Annotated in this window: 17 protein-coding genes; 5 read left to right on the top strand and 12 right to left on the bottom strand. The window is 34.0% G+C overall.

The annotated features are described in order from the left end of the window. The first annotated feature begins 4 nt into the window (after window positions 1–4). The 3 genes from hslU (at window position 5) to ACYQ1E_RS15595 (ending at window position 3,687) form a co-directional block, all read left to right on the top strand. Window positions 5–1,369, top strand: coding sequence for an ATP-dependent protease ATPase subunit HslU (hslU, locus tag ACYQ1E_RS15605; protein ID WP_459881453.1), 1,365 nt, complete (start codon window positions 5–7; stop codon window positions 1,367–1,369). Window positions 1,370–1,475: 106 nt separating this feature from the next. Beyond that, window positions 1,476–2,567: a glycosyltransferase family 4 protein gene (locus ACYQ1E_RS15600; protein WP_459881450.1), complete on the top strand. Its 1,092-nt coding sequence runs from the start codon at window positions 1,476–1,478 to the stop codon at window positions 2,565–2,567. Window positions 2,568–2,586: 19 nt separating this feature from the next. Then, a complete protein-coding gene (locus ACYQ1E_RS15595) occupies window positions 2,587–3,687 on the top strand; it encodes a glycosyltransferase (RefSeq protein ID WP_459881447.1) in 1,101 nt (366 codons plus the stop codon). Window positions 3,688–3,721: 34 nt separating this feature from the next. Here the strand turns inward: ACYQ1E_RS15595 and ahbA are convergent, their stop codons facing one another. Genes ahbA through ACYQ1E_RS15560 form a run of 7 tightly spaced genes read right to left on the bottom strand, consistent with a single transcriptional unit; the run spans window position 3,722 to window position 9,292 of the window. Next, on the bottom strand, window positions 3,722–4,174 hold the full coding sequence (ahbA, locus tag ACYQ1E_RS15590; RefSeq protein ID WP_459881444.1) for a siroheme decarboxylase subunit alpha: 453 nt from the start codon (window positions 4,172–4,174) through the stop codon (window positions 3,722–3,724). Window positions 4,175–4,177: 3 nt separating this feature from the next. After that, window positions 4,178–5,239, bottom strand: coding sequence for a heme b synthase (gene ahbD / locus ACYQ1E_RS15585; RefSeq protein WP_459881441.1), 1,062 nt, complete (start codon window positions 5,237–5,239; stop codon window positions 4,178–4,180). Then, window positions 5,236–6,210 (bottom strand): porphobilinogen synthase, encoded by a 975-nt coding sequence (gene hemB, locus ACYQ1E_RS15580; RefSeq protein ID WP_459881438.1) that lies wholly within the window; start codon window positions 6,208–6,210, stop codon window positions 5,236–5,238. Before hemB ends, ahbD begins: the two co-directional genes overlap by 4 nt. Before the next feature lie 12 nt (window positions 6,211–6,222). Continuing rightward, window positions 6,223–7,404, bottom strand: coding sequence for a 12,18-didecarboxysiroheme deacetylase (ahbC, locus tag ACYQ1E_RS15575; protein WP_459881435.1), 1,182 nt, complete (start codon window positions 7,402–7,404; stop codon window positions 6,223–6,225). Continuing rightward, window positions 7,388–8,077: a hypothetical protein gene (locus tag ACYQ1E_RS15570; RefSeq protein ID WP_459881432.1), complete on the bottom strand. Its 690-nt coding sequence runs from the start codon at window positions 8,075–8,077 to the stop codon at window positions 7,388–7,390. The genes ahbC and ACYQ1E_RS15570 overlap by 17 nt, the downstream gene beginning before the upstream one ends. A 1-nt stretch (window position 8,078) precedes the next feature. Beyond that, window positions 8,079–8,408: a hypothetical protein gene (locus ACYQ1E_RS15565; protein WP_459881429.1), complete on the bottom strand. Its 330-nt coding sequence runs from the start codon at window positions 8,406–8,408 to the stop codon at window positions 8,079–8,081. Between the two features lie 2 nt (window positions 8,409–8,410). Beyond that, window positions 8,411–9,292, bottom strand: a complete 882-nt coding sequence (locus ACYQ1E_RS15560; RefSeq protein ID WP_459881426.1) for a YIP1 family protein — start codon at window positions 9,290–9,292, stop codon at window positions 8,411–8,413. A gap of 120 nt (window positions 9,293–9,412) precedes the next feature. Between ACYQ1E_RS15560 and ACYQ1E_RS15555 the strand changes: the two genes are divergently transcribed. Then, window positions 9,413–9,895, top strand: coding sequence for a hypothetical protein (locus ACYQ1E_RS15555; RefSeq protein WP_459881423.1), 483 nt, complete (start codon window positions 9,413–9,415; stop codon window positions 9,893–9,895). On the opposite strand, the gene ACYQ1E_RS15550 is transcribed toward ACYQ1E_RS15555, so the two are convergent. The 5 genes from ACYQ1E_RS15550 to ACYQ1E_RS15530 all read right to left on the bottom strand — a co-directional run bounded on the left by ACYQ1E_RS15550 (window position 9,870) and on the right by ACYQ1E_RS15530 (window position 15,686). Next, the gene (locus ACYQ1E_RS15550) at window positions 9,870–11,207 is read right to left on the bottom strand and encodes a M23 family metallopeptidase (protein ID WP_459881420.1); all 1,338 of its coding nucleotides are present in this window, start codon (window positions 11,205–11,207) and stop codon (window positions 9,870–9,872) included. The two genes, ACYQ1E_RS15555 and ACYQ1E_RS15550, sit on opposite strands and share 26 nt — an antisense overlap. Before the next feature lie 49 nt (window positions 11,208–11,256). Next, complete coding sequence (locus ACYQ1E_RS15545; protein ID WP_459881417.1) at window positions 11,257–12,963, bottom strand: ABC-ATPase domain-containing protein; 1,707 nt, start codon at window positions 12,961–12,963, stop codon at window positions 11,257–11,259. 68 nt (window positions 12,964–13,031) lie between these two features. Next, window positions 13,032–14,246, bottom strand: coding sequence for a PKD domain-containing protein (locus ACYQ1E_RS15540; protein WP_459881414.1), 1,215 nt, complete (start codon window positions 14,244–14,246; stop codon window positions 13,032–13,034). Then, on the bottom strand, window positions 14,180–14,695 hold the full coding sequence (locus ACYQ1E_RS15535) for a hypothetical protein (RefSeq protein ID WP_459881412.1): 516 nt from the start codon (window positions 14,693–14,695) through the stop codon (window positions 14,180–14,182). The genes ACYQ1E_RS15540 and ACYQ1E_RS15535 overlap by 67 nt, the downstream gene beginning before the upstream one ends. A 487-nt stretch (window positions 14,696–15,182) precedes the next feature. Beyond that, window positions 15,183–15,686 (bottom strand): tetratricopeptide repeat protein, encoded by a 504-nt coding sequence (locus ACYQ1E_RS15530; RefSeq protein WP_459881409.1) that lies wholly within the window; start codon window positions 15,684–15,686, stop codon window positions 15,183–15,185. 366 nt (window positions 15,687–16,052) lie between these two features. Here ACYQ1E_RS15530 and ACYQ1E_RS15525 point away from each other — a divergent pair, with 366 nt between their 5' ends. Then, window positions 16,053–17,801: an AAA family ATPase gene (locus ACYQ1E_RS15525; RefSeq protein WP_459881406.1), complete on the top strand. Its 1,749-nt coding sequence runs from the start codon at window positions 16,053–16,055 to the stop codon at window positions 17,799–17,801. The last annotated feature ends 18 nt before the right edge of the window (window positions 17,802–17,819 follow it).

Below are 17,819 nucleotides of genomic sequence, written 5' to 3'. Positions count from 1 at the left end.
TTTAATGGAAGAGAGTTTGACTCCAAGACAAATTGTAAAAGAATTAGATAAATATATTGTAGGTCAGGATGAGGCAAAAAAAATGGTGGCAGTGGCGCTTAGAAACAGGTGGAGGCGGAAAAAACTCCCACCAGAGCTCAGAGAAGAGGTGGCCCCTAAAAATATTATAATGATTGGTCCTACAGGCGTTGGAAAGACAGAAATTGCAAGGAGATTGGCAAAGCTCGCAGGCTCTCCCTTTTTCAAGGTAGAGGCGTCAAAGTTTACTGAAGTTGGTTATGTGGGCAGAGATGTGGAATCCATGGTCAGGGACTTAATGGAAATTGGCGTCAACATGGTAAAAAAAGAAGAACAAGAACGTGTTAAAGAAAAGGCAAAAATGCTTGCTGAAGAAGCACTTTTAGATATTTTGCTGCCAGGTTTAAGAAAAACACCAAAGATTGCTTCTCCTCAATATATGGAAACCAGCGGAGCCGCGAGTGCACAATCTCAAGATTCCACTAGAGAAAAGTTTCGCCAGCTCTGGAGAGAGGGTAAGTTGGACGATAGAATGGTTGAGGTGGAAGTTGAAGTTCCTTCTGTGCATGTAGGGGTAATGTCCATGCCAGGTATGGAAGATATGGAGATGCAACTTCAAGAGATGTTTTCAAAGATGTTTCCCAAAAAAAAGAAAGTTAGAAAGATGAAAGTTAAAGATGCCTATGAATACCTCCTGCAAAGGGAATGCGAACGACTGATAGATCAGGACAAAGTTATTGAAATGGCCAAGGAGCGGGTGGAACAAACAGGAATTATTTTTCTGGATGAAATAGATAAAATCTGCAGTAAAGGAGACAATAGACAGGCAGATGTATCAAGGGAAGGAGTACAGAGGGACTTACTTCCAGTAGTTGAAGGATGTGTGGTAAACACCAAATATGGGATGATTAAGACTGACCATATACTTTTTATTGCTGCTGGCGCATTCCATTATGCCAAGCCTTCTGATCTCATTCCTGAGCTCCAGGGAAGATTTCCACTAAGAGTTGAACTTTCACCCTTGACAAAAGATGATTTTTATAAAATCTTAACAGAGCCACGCAATGCATTGACTGTTCAATATAAGGCGCTCCTTGAAACAGAAGGCTTAGAAATAGAATTTACAGACGATGCCCTTTATGAGATTGCAAGCTTTGCTGAAAAAATAAATGAAGAGACTGAAAACATAGGAGCAAGAAGGCTATATACCCTGATGGAAAGGGTACTTCACGATCTTTCTTTTGAAGCACCAGAGAGAAAAGGAGAAAAAGTTGTAATTGATGCAGAATATGTAAAAGATAAATTAAAAGAGTTTCAAGAAGATAGAGATCTAAGCAGATATATCTTATAATTTTGCCATCTCTCCCCCTCCTTTAATATAGATGGCGGGGTGGTTGTTTCCACCTCGCCTCTTTTTTTGCTTGAAATTTGCCTATAAAAATTTCAAATTTAGGCCCATGAAAAAAAATATTCCCAGAATATTACATATTGAAACTGGAATGCACCTTTATGGAGGAGCAAAACAGGTCTATTACCTGTTAAAAGGACTAAAAGACAAATCCTTTGGAGAAAATATATTAGTGTGTCCAAAAAATAGCGATATATTAAAAAAATGCGATGGACTATGTAAAATCTATCCCCTTTATATGTATGGAGATTTAGATACTCTATTTTTATTTAAATTACTTAAAATCATTAAAAAAGAAAAACCAGATATAATTCACGTCCACAGCAGGAGAGGGGCTGATCTTTGGGGGGGACTTGCTGCAAAATTGACTAAAACAAAATCTGTAATTACCAGAAGGGTTGACAATCCTGAAAATAGATATCTTTTACAGATAAAATATTCTTTTTTTGATGAAATTGTGTCAATTTCAAAGGGAATAGAAAAAATTTTAAAAAAACAAGGAATAAAAAAAAGAATAAAAATCATTCCAAGCGCAGTTGACTATAATTTTTACAAGCAAAAGTGTAATAAAAATTTTTTCTTAAAAGAATTTTCTCTTCCTAAAAATGTATTAACTGTTGGTATGATAGCCCAATTTATACCCAGAAAAGGTCATGAATTTCTAATTGAAACTGTTCCTCATATTGTGAAACAAATACCTTTTGTTGTTTTTTTACTTTTTGGCAAAGGACCTCTTTTAAATAAAATCAAGATAAAAATAGAAAAATATCACCTGGAAAATTACATAAAAATTATTGGTTTTAGATGGGATCTGGAAAAAATTATACCCTGTTTAGACCTGATAGTACACCCTGCATTTATGGAAGGACTTGGTGTTTCTCTAATACAGGCAAGCTCTGCATCAGTTCCAATAGTGGCCTCAGCAATAGGTGGGATTCCTGAAATTGTACATCATAATGAAAATGGACTATTATTTAAAAAAGGTGATAAAAAAGACTTTATAAATAAGATTGTTTTTTTACTTAAAAATAAATCCATTAGACAAGAAATGGGACTTAAAGGAAGAGAGATTGTGAAAAAATATTTTTCCATTGAAAACATGGTGCAGAATTATATTTCACTTTATTCAAAAATTCTTTAACTCAGGTTACTTTATAGCTATGGATATTAACATTCTTCTTTCTTTTTCTGGTAATGGTGGTGTTGAAAAAATGGCAATTAATCTCATGCAGGGTTTTTTAGACCTTAACTTACAGGTCAATCTATACAGAATAAAAACAAAGGGAAGATTTGTAAAAAATATCCCAACTGATGTTAAAATTATTCAACTTCCCTTTAAACAGACATTTTTAAATATTCCATATATGATAAAAATCTTTAAAAAAAATAAAATTGATTCCCTTTTGGTAATGAAAGAAAGGGCTGGTATAATGGCAATTATAGCAAAGCTGATATCTGGTACTCATACAAAAATATTTATTAGATTTGGAACCCATATAAGACGCTCTTTATTGGAAAAAAATAAATCAAAGTCATATATTGCATTGAGATTATCTTTGTTAAAAAAATTTCTTCCCTATTCAAAGGGAATAATAGGGGTATCTAAAGGTGTGATAGAAGATATAGTTTCATTTTGCCCAGATATCCAGAATAAATGTTACGTTATAAAAAATCCCACAATAGTTCCTGAAATTTTTGAACTCTCAAAAAAAGAAATAGATCACAAGTGGTTATCTTCTCATGCAAATAGACCAGTGATTATAGGAGTTGGAAGACTCACCTATCAAAAGGATTTTGAAACATTGATAAAGGCCTTTTTTTATGTGAATAAAAAATTGGATTCAAGACTACTGATAATGGGACAAGGGGAACTAAAAAAGCAACTTGAAGAACTCTCAATAAATTTTGGTATAAGAGAAAAAATAGACTTTTTAGGGTTTAAAAAAAATCCATATCCTTATTTAAAAAAAGCAGACCTTTTTGTGCTCTCATCAAGGTGGGAAGGGTCACCCAATGCACTAGTAGAAGCTCTGGCCCTTGGAACACCAGTTGTGTCTACTGATTGTGAAAGCGGACCCAGAGAGATTTTAAAAAATGGAGAATTAGGCCCCCTGGTTCCAATTGGCAATCCTGTAGAGATGTCTAAAAAAATGTTAAAAGTATTACAAAATCCACCAGACAAAGATAAATTAATTGAAGGAGTTAAAGAATTTCATTATTTAACAAGTGCAAAAAACTATTTAAAATTAATGCAAGGTTAAATGGCTGTGTTCAGAAATAGCTAAACAAGATTTTTTAATCAGAATTCATCTTAAAATCTACTTTTACCTTAAGCATCTTTGTTGCAGGAAGGCTCAGGATTTTAATCCCTGTTTGTTTTTCCATCTCTTTTAAATCTCTGTCAATGTCCTCCCATGAGGGGGCAATATAGGTGAACCATACATTAAATTCATGTTTTCTCAAGTAATTGTGAGTAACACCAGGATATTTATTTACAGTTTCTACAAATAAATCCAATTTATCTTCTGGAACTTTGGCACAACAAAGGGTAGATTTCCACCCCAATTTTCTGGACTGAAAATTTGCACCAATGCGTCTGATAATTCCCTTTTGTCCTAATTTTCTCACCCTTGCCAATACTTCAGCCTCTGTAAGTCCAACCAGTTTTCCAATCTCTGCATATGGTCTGGAGCAAATAGGGAATTCTGATTGGATAATATCTAAGATATCCCTGTCTTTTTGGTCCATAATTTATTCAATCCTTTTGGGTATGTAACTACACAAAGGCTCTTCTTCAAGATAATCTCCTAACATGGTATAGGATCTTGCCCTGCAACCTCCACACACCATAAAATATTCACAAACAGAACATTTTCCTTTATAACAAGCTGGATCTCTCAGTTTTTCAAAAACAGGTGATTGCTCCCATATGGTTTTAAAATCTTGTTCCCTGATATTTCCACACTTTACCTTTAAGTATCCACATGGTTGCACTATTCCATTATTGGAGACAAAACAAAAGCCTATTCCTCCAAGACAACCCCTTGATATTGCATCAAGGCCAAAATTTTCAAAATTTACCTTTATACCTTCTTCTCTTGCTCTTTGCCTGAGGATTCTATAATAGTGAGGTGCACAGGTTGCCTTTAAATGAATATTTTGAGCTATTTTCCTGAAATCGTAAAACCAGTTCAAAACCTTTTCATATTCTTGTGCAGAAATTATTTGATCTTGAATTTTACTTGCCCTTCCTGTTGGAACCAACAAAAAAATATGCCAGGCAACAGCACCCAACTCTTTCACAAGATCAAATATTTTTTTAAAGCTTTCCAGATTTGATTTTGTTACAGTGGTATTTATCTGGAACTCTATTTTATTTTCTTTAAGAAAGGAAATTGCCTTAATAATCTTTTCAAAAGCACCATCTACTCCCCTAAATTCATTGTGGGATTTTGCATCAGGTCCATCAATAGAAATAGAAACCCTTGAGAGGCCAACCTCTTTGATTTTTCTGGCAACTTCCCGTGTAATAAGAGTGCCATTTGGTGATAGCACAGGTTTTAATCCGAGGGATTTAGCATATGAGATCAAATCAAAGATATCTTCCCTCATAAGGGGTTCACCACCTGTGAAAATTACTATTGGTTTTCCAACTTCAGCTATAGATTCAAGGAGTTTTTTCCCTTCTAAAGTGGTAAGCTCATCTTTATTTGGTGTTACTTTAGCCTCTGCTCTGCAATGTTTACATGCGAGATTACAGGCAGATGTCACTTCCCAGGCAACAAGCCTTAAATTGGGTTTTAGTTTTTTCATATCTCTTGCCAATTTTTTAAAAATTCTTCAGTAAAATAGGATAAAATAATATCTGCACCAGCCCTTTTTATACTAATTAAACTTTCTAATGTCACCATTTTTTCATCAAGCCATCCCATTTTTGCTGCAGCCTTTATTTGGGCATACTCACCTGATACCTGATATGCAGCAACTGGATAAGAAAATTTTTGTCTGAGAGTTGTTATGATATCTAAATAAGGAAGTGCTGGTTTGACCATGATAATATCAGCCCCTTCTTCTATATCTGCTTTTGCTTCTCTGATTGCTTCCCTCTTATTTGGAGGATCCATTTGGTATGTTTTTCTATTTCCAAATTGAGGAGCGCTTTCAGCAGCTTCCCTAAAGGGTCCATAAAAGCTTGAAGCATATTTTACAGCATATGACATAATAGGGATATTATAAAAACCGTACTGGTCTAAACTTTCCCTTATCATTTTTATCCTTCCATCCATCATATCTGATGGTGCTACCATATCAGCACCAGCCCTTACATGTGAAAGAGCGCATCTAGCCAGGAGATTTAGAGATTGGTCATTTAAGACCTGACCGTCTCTAACCACTCCACAGTGACCGTGAGATGTGTATTCACAAAGACACACATCTGTAATAACAATTAATTCTGGAAATTTGTCTTTTATTTCCTTTACTGCCGTCTGTACAACACCATCTGGATTATAGGCAGAAGAACCAACCTCATCTTTTTTCTTTGGGATACCAAAAAGTATTATTGCCCGTAGTCCTAAAGGATAAATTTCTCCGATTTTTTTTAATAGAGCATTAATACCAAGCTGGTATTGACCCGGCATTGAAGGTATTTCTTTGCAGAAATTTCTATCATCTGTTTCTACAACAAAATAGGGTTGAATTAAATCTTCAGCTCTAATATGGGTTTCTCTTATCATATCTCTGAGATATGTTTTGCTTCTAAGCCGTCTTCCCCTAAAAAACATGTGCTATCCTCCCTATTTTATTCCTATTTCTTCGTCTGTTAAGTAACATGCAGGATCTTCTGCCCAAATATCTCCATACACTGCTTCAGCCCTGGCCCTGAAATTTCCTCCACAAATATCTAAAAATCTGCATTTTGCACATCTACCCTTTACATATCTTTTCTTATCTTTGAGTTTTTTAAGAAGTTTTATATTTGGATCCTCCCAGATTTCAGAAAAAGGTCTTTTAAGGACATTTCCAAAAGAGTGATTTCTCCAGAATTGGTCTGCATAGACCTCTCCATCCCATGAAATACAGCCAATACCCCTTCCTGAATTATTTCCCTCATTGAATTTTAAAAGTTCCATGACCTCCTCAGCCCTTTTGGGATTTTCTTTTAAAAGTTTTAGATAAATATAAGGGCCGTCAGCATGGTTATCAACAGTAAGCACCTCTACCTTATGGCCCTTATCAAACAATTCTTTTGTCTTTTCAAGTATTAGGTCCATGAGTTCTCTGGTCTGTTGGTGGGTTAGGTCTTCATTTATTAGTTTTGAGCCCCTGCCGCTATAGACCAAGTGGTAAAAACATATCCTTGGAATAGACCTCTCTTTTATTAGGTTAAAGATTTTGGGAACTTCTGTATAATTTCTTTTATTGATGGTAAATCTTAGTCCAACTTTAAGTCCTTCTTGCTGACAATTTAAAACCCCTTCCATTGCCTGTTTAAAGGCCCCTTTAACTCCCCTAAAATTGTCATGAATTTCTTCCAGACCGTCTATTGATATGCCTACATAGGATAGTCCAACTTCTTTTAATTCTTTTGCCTTTTGTCTGGTAATCAATGTGCCATTGGTAGATATAACCGTTCTCATACCCAACTCAACTGCATATTTTGCAAGCTCAATGAGATCTTCCCTCATTAAAGGTTCACCACCAGAGAATAGCACCACAGGAACGCCGAATTTACCAAGATCTTTTAATATCTCTTTTGCCTGTTTGGTTGATATTTGATCAATGCAATTTAATTTTGCCTGGGCATAACAGTGAATACATTTAAGATTACATCTTCTGGTTATATTCCAAACTATTACTGGCTTTTTGTCCTTTGAAAATTGCAAGAGGTGTGAAGGAAGTTTTTTTGAATCCCTTCCATATCTTAAGGCATCTGATGGTTCAATATTAGAACAATATAATTTAGAAATTCCAATCACTTGTTTCACTCCTTAATTGTTTTTTTTCTTTTTTTGGAAATATTGGTTCTATATCCTCGGCCCATCTCTTTATAGGCCTATTAATGTCATCTAAGAGTCCACTGAGTAATACAGCCTCTGGAAATAAAGGATAATTGTATTTGGTCTTCCAGAAAATATAATCTTTATCTTCAAACACTTTAATTTCTCCCATATGAGTAATTGACCAGATTAAATCTTGAGACCTGGTGTCATAGATGTCGATTTTTATTGCCATTTTCGTAGGAGATAATCTTCCACCAAAAAAGCAATAAGTAAGGGTAGGGATTATAACAAGCCTGCATTTTTTCTCTCTAGCACTTTTTATTGCATCGTAAATATTGTTGATGTTCTTTTTGGACAATACAAATCTTTTGAAGACCTGATTTTGTAAAAAATTACTGTATAATATCTTTGTAAGCTCTCTTTGTAAGAATATTCTATTTTTTTCTATATTAACTTTAATATTAAAAGGGACTAAAAATGCAGATGGAGGTTTATTGGGAGAATTTAATGGATATATAAGGTAGTTAGGCTTACCTTTTATTATGTGTGAAGGTAGTTTCAATGTAACTGTTGTATAATCTATTTCAAAATCCTTAGTTGCGCATGAAAGAGTAAATAGAAATAAAGTTATTAGGATGCCCTTTTTCACTCTATTGTTTCCTATCTGTTGGACATGGAGCTTCTTCTATACATTTAATGAGTTCTTGTTTTGAAATAATCAAACTTCTTTTTAACTCTCTTTTTTTCTTTTCTGGTAGATGAGAGAAAAATCTATTTTCCACTATTTTCTCCAGTTGGTCCATTTCCTGTTGAATTCTCTTTAATTTTATTTGAAATTCATTATTAGCTATCCATATTTTACCAATCAACTCAGTAAGGCCTCTAATCTCATTTGCCAATTTCTTAAATTGTTCACGGGTAAGTTCTGTTTCCATATCTTTATTTTTAAAAACCTTAAATATTTTTTTTATTTTAAACATAATTACATACCTTTCATTTGCATGGCTATTGGCATGGAAAAAAGAAGAATTATTAAAACAGGAATTAACATGGCTATTGCTACTTTTATTCCAGAGGTTTTATGGACAAATTTGTAGCCCAAAAAATTACATATACTGGACCAGATTATACCTATGATAGGGCCAAGGATTGGAAACACACTCATAATCATGGGTGCAGAGGAGTAGCAAAGGACTTTAAAAGTGCCTTTAAACCCCCTTGTTCCATCTTTTACCAGCAAAAGACATAGGTGATTAATTCCTGCTGCAATAAATAAGAGTATTGTTAATAAAACTGGATAGAGCAAGAGCCAGAGCAAAGATGCTATACCGTGGAGGCCTAGATTTAGGATATCCATTTTCTGGCTATGATTCATTATTCCCACGCCAGCCATTGACCATATCATCCTGAAAGCAGTGTAAAATTCAGAAATCAACAAATAAAAAATAAGGGGTCTTGTATAGCCACCTCTTGTTGACATTGATTTAAAGAATTCCTTTGGACTTAGGCATACCATTTTTATGGTATCAAAAAAACCTGCAAAAAAGCCATTTTGTTCCAGTTCTTCCCAGGGAACAGAAAGAGATACTCGGGGAGATTGGCCTTGTTGTACATCATCGTTGACCTCTGATAAGGAATATTTTTCTTCTTCTGAGTTTATTTTTTCAAGGCTTGACCATATGTCTTCACCTCTTGCTTCTTTTTCTTCTATGTTCTCTTTTGTTTGTTCTTCTATATTTTGTTCAATCTCCCTAAATTTAAATTTATGTTTACACTTAGGACATGTGGCTATTTGAGCATTACTTGGGATTTTATCCTCAGGAATGTCTTTGGAAAATCCACATTGTGGACATGTAATTTCCATTTTTGTTTCCTTTTAATTTTTATAATTGACAAATTTTTATTAACAATAAAAAATAAAATTTAAGGGGTCAAGTTTTGAATAGGAAGAGGAAAATTTTAATAAAAGAATGGATTTACAATTATGGTGCCGCTTATAGACTATTCAAATATAATTAATTTACTCCAAAAAGAGCTGGCCAGAAGGTATGAATTAGACAATACCATATTAAATGTGCCGGGGAAGTCTATTGCTTGTAAGATAGATGAAAATTACTATTTGATCTTATATCCATCCTTTATAGAGTATCTCTGTAAAATTAGTGGAATCTTGCCAAATTCTGTCACAGAGACATTGATAAAAACTGGCAATTTAATCGTAGATCCTGTTACAAGGGATTTTTATAGATTGGTAGAAGTGAGATGGAACTCAGAGATGGTACCAATCACGGTGAAGGCCGGCTTTGTTGTAAATAATTTTATTGATAACAGCCTTAGGTTTTATGGAAGGACTATTAAAAGTAGCCTTCAAATCTGTAATCTTAAGATATCTACTAGGTCTAAATCAAATATTGAATCTTTGTTTGTAAATAAAACCCCTCTTAATTCTCGTGTATTTTTTGATTAAGCTGTTTGTTGTATGCCAGAAGTTTGATGTTGTTTTTTCTAAGCGCTGCAAGATAGGGACGTATTTTTTCTTGAAATCTTGCCATTTCTTGTTTTGGAAGGGGTTTTAGGGGAGTTGATTTAATTTTTAAAGGGTTTATGTATTTTCCATGGTATTTGACGCGAAAATCCAAATGAGGTCCTGTTGCATATCCCGTTGCTCCAACGTAGCCAATTATCTCCCCCTGCAAAACCCTTTTGCCAACTTTAAGTCCCTTGGCAAATCTACACATGTGGTTGTACACAGTGACATATCCATTTGGGTGTCTTATCTTTACATATTTTCCAGCTGCTCTGTCATATGCTTTTTTTATAACAATTCCATCAGCAACGGTTTTTATTGGGGTACCTCTAGGAGCTGCATAGTCTACCCCAAGATGGGGTCTTACTATTTTTAAAATAGGATGAAATCTATGATATGAAAATCTAGATGATATTCTAGTGAACTTTAGTGGAGCCTTAAGAAAAGATTTTCTTAAAGGAACACCCTTTTGATCAAAATAGTCAGTTCTACCTGCTCTGGTTGTGTATAAAAATGCATTAAATATTCTTCCCTGATTAATAAATTCAGCAGCTAAAATATTTCCATATCCTTTAAATTTTCCATCTCTGTATTTCTTTTCTACTATTAATTTAAAAGAATCTCCTTTTCTTATATCTCTGATAAAATCTATGTCCCATGCGAAAATTTCTGATAATTTTAATGCAAGTAAATCTCCTTCATGGGCTTTTTCAATTGCCTCGAATAAACTTGATTTAATTGTACCTTTAATGATGGTCGGTTTAACATCATATTTAATAGAAACTTTTTGTACTTTAAAATCTTCTTTGTCTAAATTAATCTTGATTTTTTCCAGATCATTTATTTCATATTCAAAGGATACTAATTTATTGTCTTTTAAATATAAGGTATATGGCTGTCCTACAACCAGTCTATTTAAGGGATAAATCTTCTTTGTCTTCTTTGTCAGATAAATTATATCTGATATATTGAGGTAATTCCGTAAAATTGTAACCAAATTTTCACCGTATCTAATTCTTTTTTTTATTGATATTATTTTTTTTGCATAAGTCTTACTGGAAATCAATGGGGGAACTGGAGAAATAACATTTATGTTTTTATTTTTTTCTTGAGTATGTTCAGACCTATATTTCTCTTTTAAAAAGATAAAACCACACACAATTAGCAGGATCCCAACTACACTGACAACTTTCAGTATCTTTTTATTTTTATTGTTTTTTGAACTGTAAGTAGAGAAAATATATTTATTCATAAATCTTGCCTTGGAAATTATAGTTATTCACATAAATATCTTGGCTCCCCTAATAGGTCTTAAGTAACCTGTATCTATTTAATGCAGCCATTACTTCATATTTTCTTGGCATTGCCAAAGAACCAGGATGTCTTTGAGGGGATCGTGATATTATCTCAAGACCTTTGCTTTGAATATCTTCAAAAACTTTATTTACAATATTTACAATATAATCTTGCTTTATTAAATATTTTTTATTGATATATTCAATAAAACAATCTATAGCATTGGTCTGGGATGGATCTACCAGTTGTTCTACAAAGCTTAAGTCAATTACCTGTTTCCCAATAAGTATATGTGATTGTCCTTTTGCTTTTATCTTGTCCCTTGCTGTAATCTTTATAGAACCTGGACCAATTTTTCTCCTTTTTATATTTTTAAAGGGTTCAATATTTTCTTGTTGTCTAAAGTTTATTATCTCTTTTGCAATTTCTTTTGCTTTAGTGGTTACATCAAATACTCTATATTCTTTTAACATTATTACATGCTCTGCAATATCCAGATAGTCTCCAGAACCGCCAAGCACAAGTATTGTAGAAACACCAAATTTTTCATACAATTCTTTTGCCCTGTCTATAAATGGAGTTATTGGTTCACAGGATTTTGACACCAATTTCTGCATCCTGCCATCTCTTATCATAAAGTTTGTAGCACAGGTATCTTCATCCATTAACAGAAGAGTTGCTCCTGCCTCAACTGCTTCTATTATATTTGCTGCTTGGGATGTGGAGCCACTTGCATTTTGGGTAGAAAAATTGCGTGTATCTATTCCACCTGGTAGGTTTGAAATAAAAGGGGAAATATCAGTACCTTGAATAAATCTTCCGTCTTCTGCCCTGATTTTAACTGCATCTGGTACAGTTATTACAAATTCTCTGCCATCAGAAGGTATATGGTTGTATACTCCCTTTTCTATTGCCTTTAAAAGGGTAGATTTTCCATGATATCCACCACCAACAATCAATGTAATCCCTTTTGGGATTCCCATACCCTTGATAGTGCCTGAGTAGGGCAGGTCTATTTGAACTTCCAGGGATGGTGGGGAAGAAAATGGAACAGGGGAACCATCTCGCATGGGTTTGTCACTAATCCCGCTTTCTCTAGGAAGGATGCTTCCATTTCCAACAAAACAAACAAGTCCAAGCTCTTTTAACTTGTTTCTTAAAAAATCTTGGTCCTCATTTAAGTAAACAAAATGTTCTAATTCTGCTTTTGGAAGGTTTTTGTAAATTAGACTCTTTTCTACTATTTTGGGAAGTATTTGGAAAAAAATATTTTCTGCCTCCCGGGAGATGATTTTTCTTCCAGCAGCAGGAAGTCCTATGTATATTCGTGCCTCCACTTTTTCCTTTGTTACTTTAATAGATGTTCTCTCAATAATTTCCTGTGCTCCTGCATCAATTGTAATTAATCCACTTGAGCCAGTTCCCTTTTTATTCATAAATAGCTGGCTGTAATTTTTAAATTTTCTTGCAATAAAATCTTCCACTCCAACTTTTCTAGATGAGTTTGAAAACAATTCTAAGGGGAATTTAGCAATGCTTTGGTCAACTGCTATCCTTATTTTTGATGGTGGAGCAAAAGGGTCGCTCTGCACATGGTCAATATACAAAATAAAACTTCCCATATCATATTGACCAGCTATTTCTTTATATGCCTTATATCCTCTGGAGTTTATTTTTGATAAAATTGACCTTAACTCAATAGCTTTTTGCATGAAATTTTTCCTTTTTTGCAAATATATGTAGTATTTTTCAGGCAAGGCTATCTAGCCCTGCCTTATGTTTATCTCATGTCTTCAAAAGTAATCCTTTTGTATGCTAGGTTTGAAAGAAGAGAGAATACATCCAGAGGATGACCTGCACGGTTGAAAAGCGCATATAAATCATATGTGTCACTCATTCCTGGAGGAACTTCAAAGTCGTACATCGTGTAACACTCACTATATTGCCTTAAATTCTGACGATAGGCCACATCTGAATTTATTTCTCCTCCATCCCAAATAATAACTGGAGCCCAGGGATTCCATGTCATAAGGAAAAGGGAATTGGTTTGTAAAGGAATAATACCTACATAGAGGTCTACTAATTCAAACCTATTGGACTGTTCAGCATTGATACATAGATTCAATTTAAAATGATCTCCAACACGGAAAAACTCTTCTTCTTCACAAGAATCTTCTCCAGAATTGCATTTAAGTGCCTCAAAGCAGAGACAGGATTGTCCTTCTGGACAATTTTCATCTAGACAATTTCCTCCTCCCTCACTTACGTTGATTTCAACACTTTGAGATGTGACTGTAGCTCCATCATTATCAACAACCGTGCATTTAGGATGATAAACTCCAGCCTCATTATAGGTATGAGTTGTTGAGCCAGTATTAGTTATTTGGTCATAGTTTTCAGCTCCATTAAAGTCCCATTTAAAAGAAGCAATATTTCCATCAGGGTCGTGTGCCTCACAGGTGAGGGTAACTGTAAGTGGAGCATCACCCTCTAATGGGTCAACAGTAAATGAGTCAATCACAGGAGATTGATTTGAACAGGAAGAAATTTGACATTGTCCATTGCACCAATTACCAGATATTCTGATACATTTTATTTCAGTATCACACAGCTCTGGCTCAAAAATGCTACAATTATGTTCTATTTTTTCTATGTATTCATTTTCATTGTAGTTATTTAATGCATTAGGATATTTATTTCTATCCCAAAAATGATTTTGAGATATTTCTTCATCAGAGAGATTAAAGTAGTCATAGCTAACATAATCAGGAGGATCTCCTAGGGAGTCATCCCATGTCACGTCCAGATGATACCAGTCATTAAATAATTTTATAATGTTCCATGCATGAAATCCCTCTCCATTTTGATTCACAGCACTCCCTGAGATAACAATATTTTCAATGCCTGCCATGTATAACATCCTGTTAGTTAGGATTGAATATCCATCACATACTGCCAAACCCTCTTCAAAAGCACCATAATCTGTATATTCCAAAGGATTATTTCCATCTGATGCACTTCTGGAGAAATATTAATACCATATGTATCATTTATTATTTCTGCTGCTTCGGCAAAGGGAACAGAAGATGCAATTTTAGCGATATTTTTTTGTAAATCATATTGATATTTTCCTGGTCTTAAATTTAAAACTTTAGCATAAGGTTCAAAGCAAGTTTTATATTTTGGACTAGAATAATATGGAGATTGCAGAATAATTGTACCAAAAGTTGTTTTTAGTTCTCTTGATATAACTTTATTATGATGCATATTTGATTGACATTTTGGACATTGAACATTTTTGAAGTAAGATTGAAGTTTATGCTCAATGATTATTGAGAGTAGTTTTGGATCACAAGAAGATATGCCATTATTTTTCAATGTTTCAATAATTTGAAATAAAGACATCTGTGGAATTTCAATAAGAGAAGTTATTTTTTCTATCAAATTGTTCTAGACTCTTCATATACTTCCCAAGAATAAAGTTAGTTTCTGGAATAGAAGGTTTAACATCGATTAAAGATTGTGCTGTAATTGTAAACATAGTATTATCTCCTTTTTTACAGATAATACAATATAGTTATCCTTCTAATTTTATATAATGTCTATAATATTGTTTTTCTTGAAAAAAATCTTTTATCTATTTTTTATGAAACTTCCCTCTTTCTCGCTCTTAATCTTACTTTTATCTGTTTTTGAATTCCAGGGCATAATGTCTCAATTATATCGAATTTTGCGGGATACTATAAATTTAAAAAATTAGCAATATTTTTAATTCATTATGACAAAATATACCCAAAAATTTCTCCCGCTACTAGCGGATGCACCCCTTGGCCTTCACAAGCTTTCCTATCCCTCTGTATTTATTGCAAAACTCTATTAACTCCCTCAAAGCATCTTCCTTTTCCCCATTCCTGAACCTGTTCCAGAGGGTCTAGACCAGATATCCTGCTGCCCTGTCCGTCTCAAGAGACATGTTATTTTTCCTGGCAAACTCTAAGGCCTGTTCATATTTTCCCTTTTTAAACAAAATATCCAGTTGCAAGGCCAGAAGGTCCTTATCTTTTTTAATACTACCAGCCTTTTTGGCCCAGTTCTGCGCATCATCCAGTCTGCCCATCTCCAGGGCAACCCAGGCCAGATTAGATAACAATTTAAAATCCCTTTTGTTTTTCTTTGCCAGCTTTAACCACACACCATAAGCCAGATCAGGGCGTTTGTATTGATAATACGCAGCACCCAGGTTATAAGCTATTTTTTTATCCCCTGGGCAGAGCTTGTGCGCCCGAATAAGGCCAGAAAGCCCCTTTTTCTTATCTTTTTTAAATAAATTCAGGCTTGTCTTTGCCAGCTCTCTGGCAACAGGACACATCTCAGTGGCAAAAGACATGGAAGGAGTGCAAAGTAAAAGGGTTAAAAGAAAAGCAAGTACGCGCATAAAATACCTCCTATCGCCTGGCAATTCCGTAGGGGCAATTCATGAATTGCCCCTACAAATCAAAAAATCAGCCATAAATTAAGGAAATTTTTATTCCAGATGTCTAAACAATGCAATATAATTTTTATTTTTTTTAATTCTTTTTTCTTTCCAATAAGTTTATTGCCTCTTTATTGTCAACCTCTTGTTTGTTTAAATGCATAAGTAGCCTATGCTTTAAAAAATTTTTCCAGATTCCTTTTAAATAATTAGTGTTTATCAATATAAAAACATAAGTCTCAAACATATCCTGCACATGCAAAAAACAGCATTGCACAGGTGAGATAAATATGTTTAAAATAAGAAAAAACCTAAAGGAGCCTTTTTATGACTCAAACACCTAAAAAAATTCCCTATGGTATAGCTGATGCCGCTGAGGTCTTATCTAATAAATACTATTATGTAGATAAAACCCATTTTATTCCTGTACTTGAAAACGCTGGAAGACACATTGTTGTTTTAAGACCAAGACGCTTTGGAAAATCCCTTTTAATATCCACCTTAGAACTCTATTATGACATAAACAGAAAACACAGGTTTCAGGAGTTTTTTAAAAATACATGGATCGGCAAAAATCCAACTGAGCTCCAGGGAAGTTTTCTGGTTATAAGATTTAACTTCTCTGCTGTAAGGGCAGACCCATTAAAGGTTGAACATGACTTTAACCTATATGTCCACGATATATTGGTAAGATTTGTTGACCGGTATAAAAAATTGATCCCTGATGATCTTAAAAAAAGCATTCTTGCCCTGGAAAATGGAGTTGAGATGCTAAGAAGGGTCTTATCTGAAGAATTTTATGAAAAGACCAAACACAAAATTTACATCTTAATTGATGAGTATGACAATTTTGCAAATGCCATTCTCTCTGCATATTCTCATGAAGAATATATGCAACTCACCCATGGTGGGGGATTTTTTAAAGATTTTTTTAAAAAATTAAAGGCTGCAACTGAAGAGTCTGAATCTTCCCTTGCCAAACTCTTTATAACAGGCGTCTCTCCTATTACACTTGATGATGTAACCTCGGGTTTTAATATTGGAGAAAATTTATCACTAGACCCAAGGCTGAGCACCTTCTTTGGTTTTACTGAAAAAGAGATTGCAACAATCTATGAATATTACACATCTTTAAATCTTTTAAATATAGATAAAGATGAGTTTTTTAAAATTATATCTGCATGGTATAATGGATATTCCTTTAATGAGGACACCACAGACCGTGTATATAATCCAGATATGATATTTTATTTTTTAAAGCACATAATGGTGCTAAAAAAACTTCCCAGAGACTTAATTGATGAAAACGTGCGCATAGATTATGCAAAGATGAGACACCTTATTACAGTTGACAGGAAAGTTAAGACCTTTAATGGAAATTTTTCCATTTTAAAACAAATAATTGAAAATGGCATAGCAGGTGGTAGAGTAGTTAAAACCTTTCCCTTAGAGAGGCTCACCCATCCTCAAAATTTTACATCTCATCTCTTTTACCTGGGTCTTTTGTCCTTTAATGGAGATGATGAATTAATCATTCCAAATGAAACAGTAAATCAACTTTTATATGAGCACTTAAGAGATGCTTATGAAGACACAGGGATATTTCGCTCAAATCTCTATTTTCTTGCAGAAAAAATAAAAAACATGGCATATTCAGGTGAATGGAAAGGGGTGTTTGAACAACTATCCAATGAAATAAATACTCAGACTTCCATAAGGGACTATCTTCAGGGAGAACAAACAATAAAAGCATTTTTAGCAGCATATATCTCAATTACTGATTATTTTATAGTGCATTTAGAAAGGGAGCTAAACAAGGGATTTGCAGATCTCTATCTAAAACCTTTTTATGAGAAAAATCAAAAGGTGAGATTTGGATATCTTATTGAAATAAAATATATTCCCCGTGGAGAAAAACTCACAGAGAACATTTTAAACAAAAAAAGGGCCGAGGCAAAAGCTCAGCTTTTAAAATATGCAGAAGATGATATTATCTCCAGAAAATCACCTAAAGAACTAAAACTTATTTATCAGATATGGCATGGGTGGGAGCTTGTAGAGATGGAAGAGATATAGTAAAAGATATTATTTATA

This window comes from Desulfothermus naphthae, assembly GCF_054657475.1.
This window is presented reverse-complemented; position numbering and strand designations above follow the sequence as displayed.

What these genes read in the sequence shown, in the direction of transcription:
- hslU (WP_459881453.1), top strand. Translation starts at nt 5, where the DNA reads ATGGAAGAGAGTTTGACTCCAAGACAAATTGTAAAAGAATTAGATAAA.
- ACYQ1E_RS15600 (WP_459881450.1), top strand. Translation starts at nt 1,476, where the DNA reads ATGAAAAAAAATATTCCCAGAATATTACATATTGAAACTGGAATGCAC.
- ACYQ1E_RS15595 (WP_459881447.1), top strand. Translation starts at nt 2,587, where the DNA reads ATGGATATTAACATTCTTCTTTCTTTTTCTGGTAATGGTGGTGTTGAA.
- ahbA (WP_459881444.1), bottom strand. Translation starts at nt 4,174, where the DNA reads ATGGACCAAAAAGACAGGGATATCTTAGATATTATCCAATCAGAATTC.
- ahbD (WP_459881441.1), bottom strand. Translation starts at nt 5,239, where the DNA reads ATGAAAAAACTAAAACCCAATTTAAGGCTTGTTGCCTGGGAAGTGACA.
- hemB (WP_459881438.1), bottom strand. Translation starts at nt 6,210, where the DNA reads ATGTTTTTTAGGGGAAGACGGCTTAGAAGCAAAACATATCTCAGAGAT.
- ACYQ1E_RS15565 (WP_459881429.1), bottom strand. Translation starts at nt 8,408, where the DNA reads ATGTTTAAAATAAAAAAAATATTTAAGGTTTTTAAAAATAAAGATATG.
- ACYQ1E_RS15560 (WP_459881426.1), bottom strand. Translation starts at nt 9,292, where the DNA reads ATGGAAATTACATGTCCACAATGTGGATTTTCCAAAGACATTCCTGAG.
- ACYQ1E_RS15555 (WP_459881423.1), top strand. Translation starts at nt 9,413, where the DNA reads ATGGTGCCGCTTATAGACTATTCAAATATAATTAATTTACTCCAAAAA.
- ACYQ1E_RS15550 (WP_459881420.1), bottom strand. Translation starts at nt 11,207, where the DNA reads ATGAATAAATATATTTTCTCTACTTACAGTTCAAAAAACAATAAAAAT.
- ACYQ1E_RS15545 (WP_459881417.1), bottom strand. Translation starts at nt 12,963, where the DNA reads ATGCAAAAAGCTATTGAGTTAAGGTCAATTTTATCAAAAATAAACTCC.
- ACYQ1E_RS15530 (WP_459881409.1), bottom strand. Translation starts at nt 15,686, where the DNA reads ATGCGCGTACTTGCTTTTCTTTTAACCCTTTTACTTTGCACTCCTTCC.
- ACYQ1E_RS15525 (WP_459881406.1), top strand. Translation starts at nt 16,053, where the DNA reads ATGACTCAAACACCTAAAAAAATTCCCTATGGTATAGCTGATGCCGCT.